A 17653-nucleotide genomic window follows, 5' to 3' on the forward strand; every position below is an offset into this window, starting at 1 on the left:
CGATAGAGAAACTGGAGAAGGAGTGGCCGGAACATCCGGTGCTGCATCTGGATTTGAACACGCAGAAATATGACTGCAAAAAAGCTCTGAATGATGTCCTTGAGGAATTTGTAGTCGGGCAGGAGTCTATATACGGCAGAAATCCAGCAGAGAAAGGACTGGGACGCAGATTTCAGGGCATAATCCGCCGCGCCTGCGAGCAGACCGGCCGCAAGGTGGTGATTCTGGTGGATGAGTACGACAAGCCTATGCTCCAGGCCATCGGCAACCCGAAACTTCAGGATGCCTACGGTGCCACTCTCAAGGGCTTTTACGGAGCTCTCAAGTCAATGGACGGCTATATCAGGTTCGCACTCCTAACGGGAGTGACCAAGTTCAGCAAGGTGAGCGTGTTCAGCGACCTCAACAACCTTGAGGACATCTCAATATCTTTGGAGTACCACGACATCTGCGGAATTACCGAACAGGAAATGCTCTCGAACTTCGATGGGCATATTGAAAGGCTTGCTTCGAACAACGATATTTCGAAAGAGGAAGCCGTGGCGAAACTCAGGGAACAGTATGACGGCTACCATTTCCATCAAAAGGGGGAAGGTGTCTATAACCCGTTCAGCCTGTTGAATTGTCTGAAGCAAAAGGAGTTCAAGAGTTACTGGTTCGAGACCGGCACACCGACCTATCTTGTGCAACTCCTTCAGGAGCGCGATTATGACCTTGAGGAGATGTCGCGCGTGAAGGCCGATGCCGATGAGCTGAACAGCATTGATTCGACTTCTAACAACCCCATTCCCGTAATCTATCAGAGCGGATACCTCACCATCAAGGGCTATGACCCCGAATTCGGCACATACACTCTGGGATTCCCCAATACCGAAGTTGAAGAGGGCTTTACCAAATATCTGATGCCCAACTACATCCATCGGAAAGAGAATCGTTCCCCGTTCCTGATAAACAACTTCGTGGAGGATGTGAGGTCCGGCAATACGGAGCAGTTCATAAAGCGTCTGCGTTCGCTCTTCGCCGACACTCCATACGAGATAATCCGAGATATGGAAACTCATTACCGCAATGTGGTGTGGCTGCTTTTCAAGCTGATGGGCTTCTACACCCAGGCCGAATATCGCACCAGCGAGGGCCGCATTGATATGGTGGTCAAGACCCCGAAGTTCTGCTACGTGCTTGAGTTCAAGCTGGACGGCACCGCCGAAGAAGCTCTGGCCCAAATAAGCGACAAGAACTACACCCTCCTCTTCGAAATCGAAGACCAGCAAATCATCCGCATAGGCATCAACTTTGACTCCGCCACCCGCAACATAGGCAAAGTCCTTGTGGGGCAATAGCAGAGGCAAAACCCGCACACCGCTTGCTTATGAATTCTCTGTGGCCTGAATGGCGTTTCTTGTCCAGACCACCAGGCCGTTCACCGCATTGGCAAAATAGAACACCCACATAAGGAACACCACACCGGCATGCTCCTGCCCGTTGTACCATAGCCACGCCCACATTATCACGCTCACGAAATCAACCAGCACCCAGAGAATCCACTGCTCCATGAAAGCCTTTACCATGAGGAACATGGCAACTATTGAGAACACCGTGGTGAATGAATCCTTGTATGGCTGAGGGTCGGCTGTGAAACGGCTGAGCAGATATCCGCACAGCAATGTTGCAAAGATGCTTGCCGAGAACATTACTATTCTTCCCCAATGTGTCATGAAACGTGCGGCTACCTTTGAGTTGGCTTCATTTGACTCTACGTTACGTTCGCGTCTGCGCTGCCACATGACCCATCCTATGATGTTCATAGGGAAATAGTACAGGAGATTGAGCACTGAATCACCATAAACTTTAGCCTTATAGGAAATATAGCCGTACAGAAGCACGTTCAATATTCCAAATGGATAGTTCCAGATGCTTCTTTTTGCCACAAGCACAACGCACACAACGCCGGAAATTCCCGCCGCAGTGCCGAGCACATCAATTCCGTTCACATTGCTTATGAGCGAAGTGACTATAATACCGATTATCAGGAACCAGTCAAACCAGTTCAACGTTGAGTTTTTCATTCCAGTGAAATATTGAATAAGAGTTCAAACATATTGCTGCCGCCTTTGAAAAGCCTTCTGGAATATCTCATTCCAATGCTGGCAGGATAACCTACGCTCAAATAATATCCATCGAGATACAGCTCTGCGCCAAGTGAGCTTATATTGGTCCATTGCTTTCCAAAAGCCTTGAAAGCCTTGGTGTCATTGGTGTAGTATGCAGATATTCCGGCCACATCAACGAAAGGCACGAGCCGTGCGCGCCTTGCATACAACAGCCACCATATATTGAAATCCCCCAGATGGAAAGGAATCTGCCAGTCAAGCGATGCCTTGAAATAATGTTCACCGTGCATGGCCGGATATCCTCTTGGCATTGCAACCGTATTGCCCAGATAGAACAGCTTGCCGTCAACGAACTGCTTCTGGTAATCCGCACTGAACCTTATTCCATCAACGTAGCCTGCGCCCGGGAAATATGAATAGGCCGAAACCGACAGCTGCGATGCAAAGAACATCGAGTGCATTGGCGAGAATTTTGTGAAAAGCTTGAACCCGCCTCCCCACTTTGGATATATGGCGCTCTTAGGTATCTTCCTGGTCTGATAAACCGTGAATCCGGCAAGCATCTCGTGGTCCAGGAACTTTGTATTGTCAAGATCGTAGTATTTGTCGTTCTTGTACGAATATGACAGCTGCGGTATGAATCCGGCATTCCAGCCTCCCTTGCTGAAATTGAAAGGAATATAAACGGTAGCCTTGAACTCGAACAGATGTCCGCGGGCATTCCCCACAACAACATCATAGCCGCCTTCCTTTTTCTGTGAAGGCTTCAGGCTGTATTCATATCTTCTGTCGCTGTTATAATCCGCCTCAAGCTTGAATACGGGATACAGACCTGTATATTCCATCATGAAATGACCTCCATGGAAACCAGGCTTGTAAGAATAGCCCAGCAGGGAAACCAGAGTCCCCAGCTTGTTCTGAGAAAGAATGGTTGCTCCCAGAGAAGCCTTGTCCTGATTTGACTGACCGGAACTGTTCATTATCCTGTCGGGGTTGAAATACAGAGGAGCCCAGGAATGAATATGGAACAGATGGGCGAACTTGCGGTATCTCCTTGTTTCATATTCCACCTGCGATGGTTTTTCATAATCGGCTTCATACCTTTCAATTGCGGCCTTGCTGGCAGCATCCCAGACTTTTGAGACAAAAATGGTGCTGTCCTTTGCAGGCATTGCGGCAACATTCACCTCCGTATATACAGGTTCGTAGCCGTCTGAAGTGAGATTGGAGTAATAGACCCTGCCATCCGGAGCAGACACGGGATGATGGGCTCCGAAGCGGGAATTGGTGACTCTGTGCGCGAACTTCATTATGGAAGTCTCACTGTCAGGAGCCAGCCGCAGCAGATCGGGCGTGCGAATGCAGTATATATTGCTCACACCATCGTAATCGGATTCGAAGTATATTGCTCCGTTGCTGTGGGAAAGAGAGGAAACGCTGGCGTATGTGTAACCGGACACTCTGTCCCAGACCTCCTCGTCATATTCATGCAGATGTCCTGTTGCCAGAAGGCTGTCTGCGTTCACCCTGTACAGCGCCTTTCCCTTGATGTCCGTACCAAGGGCATATATGTAATGGTTGCACCAGATGCTCTCCATAAGCTGCACATTCTTTGACGGAGGACATATCTCAAGTATTTCCTCGTATGTATCCGTGCTTATGATTTCAAGGTCAGTCCTGCCCTGAATATCGTATCTGATGGCGGAAATCATTGTCCCGCTGTCGTTCGGCATAGGATTGAAAATCCTGTCTGCAAATGTTATCTGACTGCATTCCCTGGTCTTGATATCCATCATGTAAATATTGGAGTTCGTCTTGTGGACCCAACGGGCCGAAGGACTTATCTCGGACCATACAATGAACTTTCCATTGCCCTTTATCTCACTGGTTGTTGAAGAGAAGGCGCGTATGTGCTTTTCAATCCCCTTATGTTCCTTTATGAACTCCGCAGCATCACTTACAAGAACAAGAGAGGTAGGCTGCGCATACCCCGCCTTTATATAGAAAACTGAATCCTGCGAAACAATCACCGGAGAAGAATAGCTCTGATAGAAACTGCTGCGCTGGTGCGGCAGAGTATTGACTTCGGTGAACTCCCTTGAATTGTAATCCTCCCTCCACCTGTTGCCGAACCAGTTCATTGCATTGTTGAAATAGATGTCGTAATTCGGCTGATTGATATACTCTCTGTACGCTGCCATATCCGCATACGGATTATAGAAATGCCTGGACATATACCGCAGCATCTTTCCTGACAACTTTTTATTGCCTGTAACCGTATGGGAGAAAGCCGAATGCAGATAACCGTATTCGTATATGCTTGGGGAGTATTTTCTGAATGAGCCGAATCTCCACTGCATCCTGTTCCTCGTTTCCCCGCTCAGATAGGAAGCCCTGTAATGTTCCAGGAATTCAGCGTTTCTGCCCCTGCCGGATGGTGAAAGGAGGGTTTCACGATAAACGGCGTCACCCTCAAGGAAATACTGACCGGCATAGGCTCCGGCAGCAAAACCTGCAGCCATCTGCCCGAAGAACACATAGAAAGTCCTCAGATTCTTTCCTGTGAAATGTTCCATCTGCCCCACGTGGGCGCTCTCGTGAAGTACCAGCTGCAAATCCCACGGCATGGAAAGCCCGGCACTAGCCTGAGGAGTGGTATAAAGTTCCATACGTTTCGGCGCCCAGCTCACAATTCCGTTGCTGTTGAGATTGTAAGGATGAAGAACCACCTCAATAGGTTCGGGATCAATGTCAAGACCATCCATAACCTGTGACCTGCGGCTCTCAAGCAGCCAACTGTACTGCCGGGCAAGAGAATCTATCTCCAGTGGATAAATAACCCTGTAATTGGGAGTGGTTATGACATTCCACTTCAGCCTGGCAGGATCGTCTCCCGAGCTGAAGAACTGTGCGCGGCCGCTCAGGCAGCAGGCAAGCAGAATCATTATCACAATCAGTCTCTTCATGGCACAGGATCATAACCGCTCCCACCCCATGGATGGCAACGTAGAATTCTTCTTACTGCAAGGTACCCTCCTTTGAAAGGACCATATTTCTTCAATGCAATCACGGCATATTGTGAACAGGTGGGCGTGAAACGGCAGGCAGGCGGTTTCAAAGGAGAAATGCACAGCTGATAGAAGCGCACAAGCAGCAGGAACGGGAAAGCCGCTATTCTTTTCAGTACATCCATCATTCTCATTGCTGCTTCAATTGTTTCATTATGGCGCAGACTCCGTTGCAGATTGTCTGATAATCCAGCATTGTTCTGGCAACATACACAAAAAGAATGTGATAGGACATTTCTCCTTCAAGCATGTTCCTGTTCAAACGGTATGATTCGCGTGCCCTGCGCTTCACAAGGTTCCTGTCAACCGCATGTTTGAATATCTTCTTGGGAACTGAGACAACTATGGCGTTGCAGGATTCGGCCGAGGCCGGAAATTCCCTTACAACGGCCTTGAAAGGATAGTGGAAGATATGTCTTCCATTCTCCAGCAAGGCTACTATCTCCTTCCTGGAGCTCAAACGTTCTCTTTTCTTGAATTCAAACAACGACATCAATTCTTATTTCAGGAGAACTGCTCCATTTCATTCACGGAAATGTCAAAACGCTTGTAAATGGCTTCCTTGTTGGGATAATCCTTGAGGAGGGTGTCTATCTCTGATTTAGGCAGATCGTTAGTATCAAGCAATATGAGACCGTCAACGCAGTAGTTGAAATCAGGATCCACATTGTATTCTATGATGCGGCAGTTTATCTTGAGATATTTCTTGAGCAGGGTTGGCAAGCGGTACTTGCCATTGCTTGAACGTGACAGGAAACGGTCGAATTTCTCAAGTGAAGAACTCTTTGTAACAAGCAGATGCTCCGGATTCACCCTCAGATAATCAGGAACGAAAGGTGTCTTGGGATCCATACTGCTTGCAAACTGTTCGGCTGAATGCATCTTGCGCAGATAATATATCATTATGCTCCTGTAGAATTTCGGATACCAGGAACTGATGCTCACAGGTCCTACAAGATACTTGATTTCAGGATATTTGATAACGGTTAGCAGAAGCCCCTTGAGAAGCAGCATCAGCGCAAGCGCATCCTTCTGGTACTCAACCGATACGAATGAACGTCCGAGCTCGATTGCTCTTACCAGCTGTGTAATGAAATCTCTCTTGTAACGGAAAAGGGAATCCGAATACAGGCCTGCAAGACCGTATTTCTGTATGATCTCGCGGCCGAATCCCAGACGGTAGGCCCCTATGATGGTATGTTTCTCCTCATCCCAGAGGAAAAGATGCTTGTAGTAGGTATCGTACTTGTCTGTATCCATAGGCGTTCCCGTTCCCTCGCCAACAGCCCTGAAGGCAATCTCGCGCCTTATGGCAATCTCTCGCATAAGAACAGGAATATCGGAATAATCAACAAGATATCCGGAATAATTGTAAACCTTGAAAAGCTTGCAGTGCTCGATTGACTTGAGTTCCGCCTCAATCGCTTCAAGACCTGCGGATTCGGCAACCTTGGTTGTGTATGTCACGTGCTGCTGCTTGTCGGAGTTCCTGTCTATATTGGCCTCAAGAGCGTATGTTCTGTTTCTGAGATAATTGCCCAATGATTCCAGATTAGGGCACTCGGAAATCTCGGTGATAGGGATAGGCGTGCCGAACCTTACGGAAATGGTCTTGTTCTTCTTATTGGAAAGCTCGTGAGGAAGCCTTATGGTGCGAAGCATAGGATGCACCTTGCCAAGGATATGGAAGAGGCTGGAGTTCTGGCCATCGAAGTAGATAGGTACAACAGGGACTCCGCTCCTCTTTATGAGCTTTATGATTGAAGGCTGCCACAGAGGGTCCTTCACAACGTGCTCGTCGTTCTTGTTTGATGAAACCTCGCCTGCAGGGAAAAGGCCCAGGCAACCGCCTTCCTTCAGATGCTGCACCGCCATCTGTATGCCCTTTATGCTGCTGTAAACGCTGCTGTTGGAGAAGGGGTTCACCGGCAGGAAGTTGTCGGTGAGGTTAGGTATATATGAAAGAATGAAGTTCGTGAGAATCTTGATATCAGGCCTTACCTTGCCTATCAGGCTGAGCATGATAACACCGTCAACCGCTCCGAAAGGATGGTTGGATGTTATTATGAAAGGCTTGTCGGTTGGAATGCCGGCCAGTTCGCTCTCGTTGAAATCAACTGTTATGTTGAGCCTCTCAAGCAGCTTGTCCGCAAAATCAACGCCCATGTAGTCACCTATGGGAGCATAAATTCTGTTTATCCTGTTCAGTCCGAGGATGGACATCAAAGCCCTTGCCGCAATATCCCCAAAAATGCCTTTTCCGTGGATGGCAGTCTTGATTTGGGAATTATTGATTAATTTTGTTGCCATAACACATATTTTGGTCAAGAATGCAAATATAAACAAAATATGGAAATCAAGGATAAAATAGCCCTACTTCCTCACCAGCCCGGAGTTTACAGATATCTGGACTCCGAGGGCAATGTCATATATGTTGGCAAGGCCAAGGACCTGTTCAAAAGGGTGTCACAATATTTCGTTGATCCACAAAAACTTAACACCAAAACACGCATTCTTGTCTCAAAAATTGCAGACTTGCGGCATACTGTGGTATCTTCTGAAAGCGACGCACTTCTGCTTGAAAACAATCTCATAAAGCAATACCAGCCAAGATACAACATCCTGCTCAAGGACAGCAAGACCTACCCCTGGCTCTGCGTGAAAAACGAGGCGTTCCCAAGAGTGTTCCTCACCAGGCATTTCATAAAAGATGGCTCCAGATATTTCGGTCCGTACAGCTCGGTCACTTACGCAAGGCACCTCATTGACCTCATATATTCTCTGTACCCTCTGAGAACCTGCTCAATGAAGCTCAGCGGTCCGGAGATTGAAAAAGGCAGATACAAGGTCTGCCTTAAATATCATATTGGCAAATGCAAGGCTCCTTGTACGGGCGGAGTGAGCAAGGAGGAGTATGACGGATGGATAAACAACATAATGTCGGTTCTCAAAGGCGACAGCTCCGCTCTCGAGAGGGATTACAAGGAAAAGATGATGGAGGCCGCCGGCAGGATGGAATTCGAGCTTGCACAAAGCTACAAGGAGAAACTCCAGCTGCTCAGCACGCACTGCAACCGTTCCATCATAGTACATCCATCTATCAGCAACGTTGATGTCTTTTCAATTGCAATCCAGGACTTCAAGGCCTTTGGCAACTATTTCAGGGTGAGCAATGGCTGCATAATCCAGGCCCTTGACCTTGAAATGAAACTTAACATAGAAGAGGAGAAGGAGGAGGTTCTTGCACGCTTCATTTCAGGCATATACAGCATCCTTGCGGAAAGTTCCACGCAGGAGAATTCACCCGGATCCGCAGATGACTTCCGCCGCATTGCCGCACAGGAGATTCTTGTTCCTTTTCCACCTGCGATGGTGCTGGAAGGAAGCCGCATACACGTTCCCGTAAAGGGAGACAAGCTGGCCCTGCTGGAACTCTGCACTAAGAATGCGAACGCTTTCAGATTCGTAAGGCTCAAGCAGGAAACCGATGTTATTGAAGAGAAGGTCAGAAGCATCTCCCCTGCTGTGGAGAAACTTCAGGCGGACCTTGGAATGAGCCAGTTGCCAATGCATATCGAGTGTTTCGACAACTCCAACATACAGGGCACGAACCCCGTGGCGGCCTGCGTGGTGTTCAAGAACGGAATGCCTTCAAAGAAGGACTACAGGCATTTCCTTATTAAAACAGTAACCGGGGCAAACGACTTTGCATCAATGTATGAGGTTGTAACCAGGCGTTACCGCAGACTTCTTGACGAGGACCAGCCCCTGCCGCAGCTCATTGTGATAGATGGCGGAAAAGGCCAGGTCCATTTTGCCATGAATGCATTGAACGACCTTGGTCTGGGCGGACGAATAAAGCTGATAGGCATTGCCGAAAGGCTTGAGGAACTGATTATTCCGGGAGAAAGCAACAGCCTTATAATGAGCAAGAACTCCCTTTCCCTCAAACTGATAATGCAGCTCAGGGATGAGGCCCATCGCTTTGGAATAACCCATCACCGTAACAGAAGGAGCAAAGGGCAGACCTCAAGCGCCCTCAGCTCAATCAAGGGCATAGGCCCCGCTTCACAGCAGAAACTGCTCAAGGCCTTCGGAAGCTTCAAGCGCATAATGGAAGCAAGCCCCGAATCACTGGCTTCCGCCGTAGGTTCAAGGCTTGCCGGCATAATTGAGAACTTCCGCAAGGAAAATTCAGCTATTCCTCATAATACTCCTTCAGAGGAGCAAGATAACGTTCAATAGTATCAGAAATCTCCTGTGCCTTGCTTTCATCTCCGTATTGCTCGAATGCATTCTGGAGATATGTAAGATATACAAAGCACTGCTGAATACCGTCCGCTGAAATGAAATCGCCGCGCGCCATCTGAGAGAACAGGTCTATGCCAAGGAGTGTCTCCTTGATGAACCCGTCGGCAAGTTTACCGGCCTTTTCATTGGCGTTCATGTTCAGGTACAGGCAGATTGCGTCAAGTACAGCCTTGTCATTCACATTGCTAATAGCACAGTTGTTCAATGGAAGGGACTCTGCAGGGAAACGCTCCACCATCTTGTCAAGCACCGCCATTGCCTTGTCCGTCTTGCCGGCATTGTAGAGACCTTCGGCTATTCTTGCGTGAAGAGCCCTGTAACTTATAAGCGTGTTGAATGACAGCACGTGCTGATAATCATAATTCAGATTGGTGTCGGTGAAATTGTCAAACCTGTACTTGTTCATTACAAGGTCGTACATTGCATCCTCATCCATGAAAGCGTCCTGATCCTCCTGTTTATGGCGTATAGGAACGAACTTGTAGGCCATGCCATTGTACATGAGGTAGTCCTTGATTCCCATATTGAGGTCACCGTCTTTCTGCAGCAGGTACAGAGGCCTGTCCCAATTGTAATTGGAGAGCAGGTCAAGCATCATGAGCTCGGCCTTGTCAAGATATCTCTTTCCGGGGGAGATGCTCAGCTTTATTGTGTCAGGAACCTGATCCATGTACTGCTCGGGCACAATATGATATTTCCTCACGTTCTCCTTGTTTACAGGCAGGAGGAATTCGTGGGCTGCAATATAGTTGTATGTATTGCCGTCCTCAAGCCTTACAGCCGCCTCAGGGCTCTTGAATATGCGCATTATGTCCTTGAGCAGAACAGGCTTGTCAAATCTGTCTATTATGTAAACTATGTCATTGACTCCATAGAAGTACTGTTTCCTGTCAAGGGAGAATGGTATAGGATCACTCTCATACTGTTTGAAACGCATCTGATTGATGTACCAGTCCGTTCCGAGCAGGGAAGTGTTCAGCACCCTAATATCGGTTCTGGTGTTCTCAACCTCCTGGCTGTACCACAGCGGGAAGGTATCGTTGTCGCCGTGGGTTACAACCATTGCATTCTCATCACAGCTGTTGAGGTAGTTCCAGGCCAGATCCCTAACAAAGTAACGTCCGCTCCTGTCGTGGTCATCCCAGGTCTGACTCACCATCTGCAGTGGAACAAGAAGACAGAGAACTGAAGCCAGAGCTGCCGAAACCGTTCTGTTGCTGCCATTGAGAGCCTTGTCAAGAAGCTGCATGAGCCAGAGCACCGCCAGTCCAATCCATATAGTGAAAGCATAGAACGAGCCTGCATACGCATAGTCCCTCTCCCTTGGTTGGAACGGCGTCTGGTTAAGGTAAAGCACAATGGCTATTCCGGTAAGCACGAAAAGAAGCATTGTTATGACCCAGTTCCTGCCATCGTGCTTGAGCTGGAAGAAGAAGCCAAGCAGACCAAGCAGCAGAGGAAGCATGTAGAAATGGTTTTTGGCCTTGTTGTTCACTAGATAATCAGGTCCAACGCTCTGGTCTCCAAGACGCGCTCTGTCAAGGAAGCCTATGCCGCATTCCCAATTGCCTTTGAGAGGGTCTCCAGGAATGGTGGCCTGCAAATCGTTCTGCCTGCCGGCAAAGTTCCACATGAAATACCTCATATACATGAAGTCGAGCTGATAATCAAGGAAGTACTTGATATTCGCTCCCATTGTTGGTTTAGGATGCTTTGCATCGGCCAGTCTTGTGCCCTTGCCCTGAGTGTACATCTGGTAGAAGGAAACGTACTGGTCACCTGAGCCTGAATTGAACATTCGAGGGAAGAGCATCTTTGACTCCGGAGTATATACAGGCTCAACAGGTGCCGGAACTTCCATATACTTTCCGTCATATACGTTCCAGTATGTGCTTTCCTTGGTATCAACCCAAGGTGAGGCGAATGTCTGACCATAGAGCAGAGGAGTTTTCCCGTACTGTTCCCTGCCTATATATCTCAGAAGTGTGAAAGGATTGTCCGGATGGTTCTCGTTTGTAGGAGTGTTCGCGGAAGCTCTTATTACAACCACAACCATTGTTGAATATCCGATGAGCAGAACACCAAGGCAGAGTGCTATTGTATTCCTTGCCACCTGGCCCTTCCTGTAGGTATGGAAGACATACCAGAACACTGCCGCCAGAAGAGCAAGCAGGAAAATGCTTGCACCAACATTGTAAGACAAACCCAGGGTGTTCACGCTGAACAGATCCACGTATGCTGCAAGTTTAGGTACAAACGGCATTATTCCGAACAGTATGGCAGCCAGAATGATTGCGGAGATAACGAACATCTTCACACAGCTCCAGGTGCTTACACTCTCCTTCTTCCTGAAATACCAGATGAATACCAGTGCAGGTATTGCAAGCAGGTTGAGCAGATGCACGCCTATTGAAAGTCCCATAAGAAATGCTATGAGAACGAGCCATCTGTTCGCATATTTCTGCTCCGCACAGTCCTCCCATTTGAGCATAGCCCAGAACACCACCGCAGTGAACAGTGAGGACATTGCGTAAACCTCGGCCTCAACGGCTGAGAACCAGAAAGTGTCGGACCAGCAATATGCCAGGGAACCCACAACAGCGGCTCCTGTCACTGCAACAGCGCCTGAAAGCGGAATCTGTCCGTCAGATTCGAACCATCTTGCACCGCTCTGCCTCTCAAGCAGTCTTCTTCCCAGATGGGCGATTGTAAGATACAGGAAGAATATCGTGAAGGCGCTGCAAAGCGCGCTCATTGCGTTGATAAGCATTGCAGCGTGCATATTGTCTCCGAACATTGTAAAGAATCTTGCAATCAGCTGGAACACAGGATTTCCAGGCGGGTGCCCCACTTCCAGTTTATATGAAGATGCAATGAACTCTCCACAATCCCAGAAGCTTACGGTCGGTTCGATTGTGGAAAGATATGTGAACGATGCCACTGCCAGAACCACGCAGGCGGCAATATTGTTCAGTCTTTTGAATTTCTTTTTTTCCATAACTCACAAAGGTAATATTTTGTTTACTAATTTTGCAATCTGAACGTACTCATTATGGCAGGAAACGATTGGAAAGACAGACTTGGCGTGGTTTATTCAACCAACGCAGATTTCAAATACACTGTGGACCAGGAGGATGAGGCGGAAACTCTCCCGCCTGCAAAACAGAAGCTGTATGTTTCCCTTGACAGAAGGAATAGAGGAGGCAAGCAGGTGACCCTGATAGAAGGTTTCGTTGGAAAGGAGGATGATCTGGCTGCATTGGCAAAGGTTCTCAAGACAAAATGCGGAGTGGGCGGCAGTGCAAAGGACGGGGAGATAATCGTTCAGGGAGATTTCCGTGAAAAAGTCTGCCAGATACTTTCATCTTTGGGATACACTTTCAAACGCAAAGGCTAGGATATGGAGAAATGGGATGCATACGCTCTTCTTGCAATATGCATTGTGGCACTATTGTTCACTCTGGCTCTGTTCTCCAGAATGTACACAGCCATAGGTAACATACTTTCCTCCATCTGGCACGGCAATTCCCTGGAAAGGATAGAGAATAACTGCAGCATGTCCAGAGCAAGGAATCTGTCGGGTGTATTGTTTGCTCTGCTAAGCTCAATGGCTGCCACGGCTCTGTATGAACGGATTGTCGGAAAAGAACTGTCTCTTCCCCATTCTGTGACATGTGCGGCCATATTTGCAGGAATGCTGCTGCTTTATTTCTCAAAATCTGCGGCTTTCAGAATAATGGACTGGGTGAACGATACCAATGTATTCTCCCTGATAAACAGAATATATCTTTCTTACATCATCTTCCTTGCAATTCTTCTGCTTCCGGCTGTTGCAGTCCTTTATCTGGTGGATGATATGCCATTGCCCGGATGCGGATATTACTGCATTGCTGCCTCCGCCATTGCCTTCCTGATGTTCGTTCAGAAGAGTTATTCTCTTTTAAGGTCCAGGGGATTTTCAATTAACTTTTGGATTTTGTATCTTTGCGCTTTGGAAATTCTACCTGCAGCAGCTATTGTACTTGCACTGGAATACTAACAATCAGATAATTACGTTCAAGAACAATGAATATTGTTGAGAATATACTCATTTCACAGCCACAACCTCTGACTTCTCCCTATACAGAAATCATAAACAAATACAATGTTAATATTGATTTCAACCGGTTCTTCAAGGTGGAGCCTGTTTCAGTAAGGGAATTCAGGGCGCAGAAAATAAATATTCTTGATTTCACAGCCATAGTGTTCACCGCAAAAAGTACAATAGACTCCTTCTTTGATCTTTGCGAACAGATGAGGATAGAGGTTCCTGAAACAATGAAATACTTCTGCTCAACGGAAGCCATTGCCCTTTATCTTCAGAAACACATTGTTTACAGAAAAAGGAAAATCTTCTTTGGAGACGGTACAATACAGTCAATTGTAACGGCAATAGGCACAAAACACAAGGACGAGAATTTCCTTCTGGCACTTGCTGATTCTTCAAAGACAAGCCTGCACAGGCTTTTCCTCAAATCAAAGCTCAAACACAGCACGGCGGTATTCCTGAAAACCATATATTCAGACCTCAGCCAGATAGACCTGCACAAATATGAACTGCTTGTGTTCTACAGTCCGGCTGACATTAAATCACTCTTTGAGAGTTATCCTGAATTCGAGCAGAAAGACATAAAGATAATTACATTCGGTCCGAATACCGCAAAGGAGGCAAAGGCTGCAAAACTTGCAACATATATAAACGCCCCTACCCCTGAATGTCCTTCCGTTTCCAAGGCTCTTGAAATGTACCTGGAGAACAAGAGGAATTCAAACAGATAGGCTCATACTTGAACCAATATATGAAATTACGCAGATTCTTCATTGCACTTGGCCTTGCTGCCATGATGTGCATGCCGTCATACGCCCAGACGAACAATCAGGACTGGGCTGGTACCGGCCGTTTTGCAGACGCCACACAAGTATTGAAAAACCGCAACTTTCCGAAGATAGTACTTATTGGTGATTCAATCAGTGATTTCTGGATTCGCAAGAGTTCCGGCTTCTTCTATGACAACGGAATAATATGCCGTGGAATCAGCGGACAAACAACCAGCCAGATGCTTCTGCGCTTCAGGAGGGAGGTCATTGAATCAGGAGCCTCAACGGTTGTGATTCTTGCCGGAACAAATGACATTGCAGGCAATACAGGCCCCATTTCCCTTGAAGATATTGCCGGCAATATAAAGTCAATGTGCGAACTTGCCCTGCAGGCAGGGATAAGACCCGTGATATGCTCTGTGCTTCCGGCCCATCAGTATTATTGGAACAAGCAAAAGCACCCTGACACGGATATTCCAAAACTGAACAGACTGCTCAAGGAATACGTTGCCAAGGCGGGAATATCATACGTTGATTTCTACTCCGCAATGGTTGACAATGACAAGGCCAATGAAAACGGCCTGCCGGAAAAATACTCCGCAGACGGCGTTCATCCCAAGGTACAGGGCTATGCTGTAATGGAAAACATGCTGCTCAAGGAACTCAAGGAGGAAACGGAAATCTATCGCAGTGGGAGATCAGGACTCAAGCTCATGAGCTTCAATGTAAGGAACGGCAAGGGTATGGATCTGGTTACCGATATGAAGCGCCCTGCCGCCATTATTTCAGACCTTGCCCCGGACATTGTTGCCATTCAGGAGGTTGACAGTGTGACCAACAGGGCTTCCGGTAAATATATGCTTGGGGAACTCGCCAGCGTAACCGGAATGATTCCTCTGTTCTCAGCCGCAATAGAATATGACGGAGGAAAATATGGCATTGGAATGCTCTGCCGCCAGAAACCCATGTCAATTCAAAGAATCGCTCTTCCGGGACGTGAAGAGCAAAGAACTCTGCTGATAGCCGAATTCAAGGACTATTTCTTCTGCAGCACACATCTGTCGCTTACTGAGGAGGACCGTCTGGCATCCGTTGACATAATCAGCTCCGCATTCCACAAGCTGGAAAAGAAAGGCAAGCCGATATTCATTGCCGGTGACTGGAATGATGAACCGGATTCCAGGTTCATTTCAATGATGCGCAAGCATTTCACCTTCATTTCCGATATTGCCAAATATACGTTCCCATCCGACAAACCGGACCGCACCATAGATTACATTGCTTTCTGGAAACGTAACGGAACAGGCGAACTCAGACCTGCAGCCAACGGAGTGCTCAACTCAACACTATCATCCGACCACAGACCTATCTATTGTGAACTGAAATAGTTTGAGTTTATTGCAAAGATTGCTGCAGCAGGGCCATGATTGTCTCAATGCTTGTGTCCTTGAGCAATACTGTCTTGTCCCTGTCAAGAAGATAAAGGCTTGGAATGGCACGTATGCCCCAACGGTTGTCATCCTTTATGTTCCCCGAAGGATCGGCTGCATATATCCATTCATTCGGGAAGTCCTTGAAATCCTCCTCCCATTGCTGCAGGTCCTCATCGGGATAAACGGAAAGAACCATAAGTTCCTTGTCAGCAATCATCTGCCTGAAGAACATCTCCTGTGAAAGCCTCTGTTTTATCTCCTTGCAGCTGGTGCATCCCGGGTTGTTGAAATACACAATGAGATATTCCGCCTTGGTCCGATACAGCGATGAAAGTTTCTTTCCATTACCATCGCCAGTCATATATATATATTCAAAGTCCTTGGCCCTGGTGCCTTTCCTATTTGTTTTCACAATCCCGTAATTGGCCCTGTAAGCCAGCTTGTCATCGCTGGAAAGCAGCTTTGAAGCCAGAAGCCCCTCAAGCACAGGAATATACAGCTCCTCGTCGAGCATAGGCGAATTAGGATCATACAGCACTTCTTCGGCCGCTTTCATCACTCCAAGCAAAGCCTTCCTGCTGCCCTTCTCCTCCAATTGTCCGAACAGTTTCCCAAGGCCCTTGCAAGCCTTTTCATATTCCACCTGCGATAGTACATTCACATATCCTGCAAAAGCATCTGTCAACTGCCCTGATTTCTGTTCCAATGTCTGGCCTGCCGTATCACCATCCTTCGTCTTGCCGGCCGCATTGCTCCCACCATCAATGGTTTCGAGCCAATTGTCCCAATAATGTTCGCTCAACCACTCAAGCGCAGCCCCTCTGTCCGCCCTCAGATACATCGGGGGCTCAACCGCAGGGTAAGGCTGCCTGCTATCGGCACTTTCATCTGCCTTTGCATCAGTAATGCGGACATCAGACTGCACATCGGGCGCCCCCTCTCCCGTAATTGCACGGTCTGCTGAACCATCATGCTCGGATCCGCTTTTGTAAACATTGTTCCCCAATCCATAGAGAACAATGATTACGGCGCATAACAATCCGAATATAAGTTTCACAACTTTCATCCGTCCCTGCCTCTCTATCCTTTCCAATTCCTCGTTTTTCTTTGCCATACACAAACTTTTCTTTACACAAAAATACCTTTTTTTCTTTATAAATTTTGATAATTGAAAAAAAGGCCATACATTTGCATTCGCTTTTGAAAGGAAGCAAGTTTGAGTTTCACTCATTAATCGGGATGTGGCGCAGTTGGCTAGCGCATCTGGTTTGGGACCAGAGGGTCCTCCGTTCGAGTCGGAGTATCCCGACACCAACCCGCAAGGTCAATCCAAGCGGGTTTTTTGGTGAGGTGGGTGAGTGGCTGAAACCACCAGTTTGCTAAACTGACGAACGGGTTTCCGTTCCGGGGGTTCGAATCCCCCCCTCACCGCAAGAAATGCTGAAAATCAGCAAATTACAGAGTTTACGCACAATCTTACGCACATGAATGCAAAGGTTGTGCGTAAATTTATCCCAAAAAACTGACCTACATTTTAGGAAACTACAAAAGTGCAGAAACGAAATACCCTCCGCAGATTTCTCCACGGAGGGCATTCAGAAATTACCGGTCTCTCGACCTACGGACTAATCTCCGTTGCTTTCAGAAGCAGTGAACTTGGCTACTGCAAGCATCTCGCCCGACTTCTCGCCGGTGGAAGTGTTTACGAAAAATAAACACCGCCCCCTCAAAACATCTCCAACAAACCACCCTCTATTTCCAACAAAATCCTACTATTCAGCCTATTATACAACAAAGACCGCCTGCTGATTTTTCTATTTATTTCGCTTTGTTTAGATATTTTTGTTTATATTTGTACCGTATTTGTACCACG

At 47.5% G+C, this 17653-nt stretch carries 13 protein-coding genes and 2 tRNA genes; 8 read left to right on the forward strand and 7 right to left on the reverse strand.

The features are described 5' to 3' along the window. The coding region (locus AC06L3_RS05400; RefSeq protein ID WP_475669602.1) for an AAA family ATPase at nt 1-1340 on the forward strand (1340 nt) is incomplete at its 5' end. 27 nt (nt 1341-1367) lie between these two features. Here the strand turns inward: AC06L3_RS05400 and pnuC are convergent. The 5 genes from pnuC to AC06L3_RS05425 are packed head-to-tail and all read right to left on the reverse strand — an operon-like array spanning nt 1368 to nt 7489. Continuing rightward, nucleotides 1368-2066 (reverse strand): nicotinamide riboside transporter PnuC, encoded by a 699-nt coding sequence (gene pnuC, locus AC06L3_RS05405; RefSeq protein ID WP_475669603.1) that lies wholly within the window; start codon nt 2064-2066, stop codon nt 1368-1370. Further along, complete coding sequence (locus AC06L3_RS05410; RefSeq protein ID WP_475669604.1) at nt 2063-5077, reverse strand: hypothetical protein; 3015 nt, start codon at nt 5075-5077, stop codon at nt 2063-2065. Before AC06L3_RS05410 ends, pnuC begins: the two co-directional genes overlap by 4 nt. Beyond that, complete coding sequence (gene yidD / locus AC06L3_RS05415) at nt 5074-5307, reverse strand: membrane protein insertion efficiency factor YidD (protein ID WP_475669614.1); 234 nt, start codon at nt 5305-5307, stop codon at nt 5074-5076. The genes AC06L3_RS05410 and yidD overlap by 4 nt, the downstream gene beginning before the upstream one ends. 2 nt (nt 5308-5309) lie before the next feature. Then, nucleotides 5310-5672: a ribonuclease P protein component gene (gene rnpA / locus AC06L3_RS05420; RefSeq protein WP_475669605.1), complete on the reverse strand. Its 363-nt coding sequence runs from the start codon at nt 5670-5672 to the stop codon at nt 5310-5312. Between the two features lie 11 nt (nt 5673-5683). After that, nucleotides 5684-7489 carry a lysophospholipid acyltransferase family protein gene (locus tag AC06L3_RS05425; RefSeq protein WP_475669606.1) on the reverse strand — a complete coding sequence of 602 codons (1806 nt, stop codon included), beginning with the start codon at nt 7487-7489 and terminating at the stop codon, nt 5684-5686. A gap of 39 nt (nt 7490-7528) precedes the next feature. Between AC06L3_RS05425 and uvrC the strand changes: the two genes are divergently transcribed. Then, nucleotides 7529-9424, forward strand: a complete 1896-nt coding sequence (uvrC, locus tag AC06L3_RS05430) for an excinuclease ABC subunit UvrC (RefSeq protein ID WP_475669607.1) — start codon at nt 7529-7531, stop codon at nt 9422-9424. On the opposite strand, the gene AC06L3_RS05435 is transcribed toward uvrC, so the two are convergent. Next, the gene (locus tag AC06L3_RS05435; protein WP_475669608.1) at nt 9378-12488 is read right to left on the reverse strand and encodes a glycosyltransferase family 117 protein; all 3111 of its coding nucleotides are present in this window, start codon (nt 12486-12488) and stop codon (nt 9378-9380) included. The genes uvrC and AC06L3_RS05435 overlap by 47 nt on opposite strands. A gap of 54 nt (nt 12489-12542) precedes the next feature. On the opposite strand from AC06L3_RS05435, the gene AC06L3_RS05440 reads away from it, so the two are divergent. The 4 genes from AC06L3_RS05440 to AC06L3_RS05455 are packed head-to-tail and all read left to right on the forward strand — an operon-like array spanning nt 12543 to nt 15735. Beyond that, nucleotides 12543-12887, forward strand: coding sequence for a translation initiation factor (locus AC06L3_RS05440; protein WP_475669609.1), 345 nt, complete (start codon nt 12543-12545; stop codon nt 12885-12887). 3 nt (nt 12888-12890) lie between these two features. Then, nucleotides 12891-13529 (forward strand): DUF4271 domain-containing protein, encoded by a 639-nt coding sequence (locus AC06L3_RS05445; protein ID WP_475669610.1) that lies wholly within the window; start codon nt 12891-12893, stop codon nt 13527-13529. 26 nt (nt 13530-13555) lie between these two features. Beyond that, nucleotides 13556-14308: a uroporphyrinogen-III synthase gene (locus AC06L3_RS05450; RefSeq protein WP_475669611.1), complete on the forward strand. Its 753-nt coding sequence runs from the start codon at nt 13556-13558 to the stop codon at nt 14306-14308. A 20-nt stretch (nt 14309-14328) separates the two neighbouring features. Next, the gene (locus AC06L3_RS05455; protein WP_475669612.1) at nt 14329-15735 is read left to right on the forward strand and encodes a GDSL-type esterase/lipase family protein; all 1407 of its coding nucleotides are present in this window, start codon (nt 14329-14331) and stop codon (nt 15733-15735) included. Nucleotides 15736-15742: 7 nt separating this feature from the next. Here the strand turns inward: AC06L3_RS05455 and AC06L3_RS05460 are convergent, their stop codons facing one another. After that, nucleotides 15743-16894: a DUF5106 domain-containing protein gene (locus AC06L3_RS05460; protein ID WP_475669613.1), complete on the reverse strand. Its 1152-nt coding sequence runs from the start codon at nt 16892-16894 to the stop codon at nt 15743-15745. A gap of 121 nt (nt 16895-17015) precedes the next feature. Between AC06L3_RS05460 and AC06L3_RS05465 the strand changes: the two genes are divergently transcribed. Both AC06L3_RS05465 and AC06L3_RS05470 read left to right on the forward strand, forming a co-directional pair. Further along, a tRNA-Pro gene (locus tag AC06L3_RS05465) sits at nt 17016-17089 on the forward strand. 35 nt (nt 17090-17124) lie between these two features. Then, a tRNA-Ser gene (locus tag AC06L3_RS05470) sits at nt 17125-17211 on the forward strand. Nucleotides 17212-17653 lie beyond the last annotated feature (442 nt).

Source organism: Candidatus Egerieousia sp., assembly GCF_056211015.1.

Excerpts from the sequence above, each read along its gene's own strand:
- AC06L3_RS05425 (WP_475669606.1), bottom strand. The coding sequence starts at position 7,489 with ATGGCAACAAAATTAATCAATAATTCCCAAATCAAGACTGCCATCCAC.
- AC06L3_RS05450 (WP_475669611.1), top strand. The coding sequence starts at position 13,556 with ATGAATATTGTTGAGAATATACTCATTTCACAGCCACAACCTCTGACT.
- yidD (WP_475669614.1), bottom strand. The coding sequence starts at position 5,307 with ATGATGGATGTACTGAAAAGAATAGCGGCTTTCCCGTTCCTGCTGCTT.
- AC06L3_RS05435 (WP_475669608.1), bottom strand. The coding sequence starts at position 12,488 with ATGGAAAAAAAGAAATTCAAAAGACTGAACAATATTGCCGCCTGCGTG.
- AC06L3_RS05445 (WP_475669610.1), top strand. The coding sequence starts at position 12,891 with ATGGAGAAATGGGATGCATACGCTCTTCTTGCAATATGCATTGTGGCA.
- AC06L3_RS05460 (WP_475669613.1), bottom strand. The coding sequence starts at position 16,894 with ATGGCAAAGAAAAACGAGGAATTGGAAAGGATAGAGAGGCAGGGACGG.
- AC06L3_RS05440 (WP_475669609.1), top strand. The coding sequence starts at position 12,543 with ATGGCAGGAAACGATTGGAAAGACAGACTTGGCGTGGTTTATTCAACC.
- AC06L3_RS05455 (WP_475669612.1), top strand. The coding sequence starts at position 14,329 with ATGAAATTACGCAGATTCTTCATTGCACTTGGCCTTGCTGCCATGATG.
- AC06L3_RS05410 (WP_475669604.1), bottom strand. The coding sequence starts at position 5,077 with ATGAAGAGACTGATTGTGATAATGATTCTGCTTGCCTGCTGCCTGAGC.
- pnuC (WP_475669603.1), bottom strand. The coding sequence starts at position 2,066 with ATGAAAAACTCAACGTTGAACTGGTTTGACTGGTTCCTGATAATCGGT.
- rnpA (WP_475669605.1), bottom strand. The coding sequence starts at position 5,672 with ATGTCGTTGTTTGAATTCAAGAAAAGAGAACGTTTGAGCTCCAGGAAG.
- uvrC (WP_475669607.1), top strand. The coding sequence starts at position 7,529 with ATGGAAATCAAGGATAAAATAGCCCTACTTCCTCACCAGCCCGGAGTT.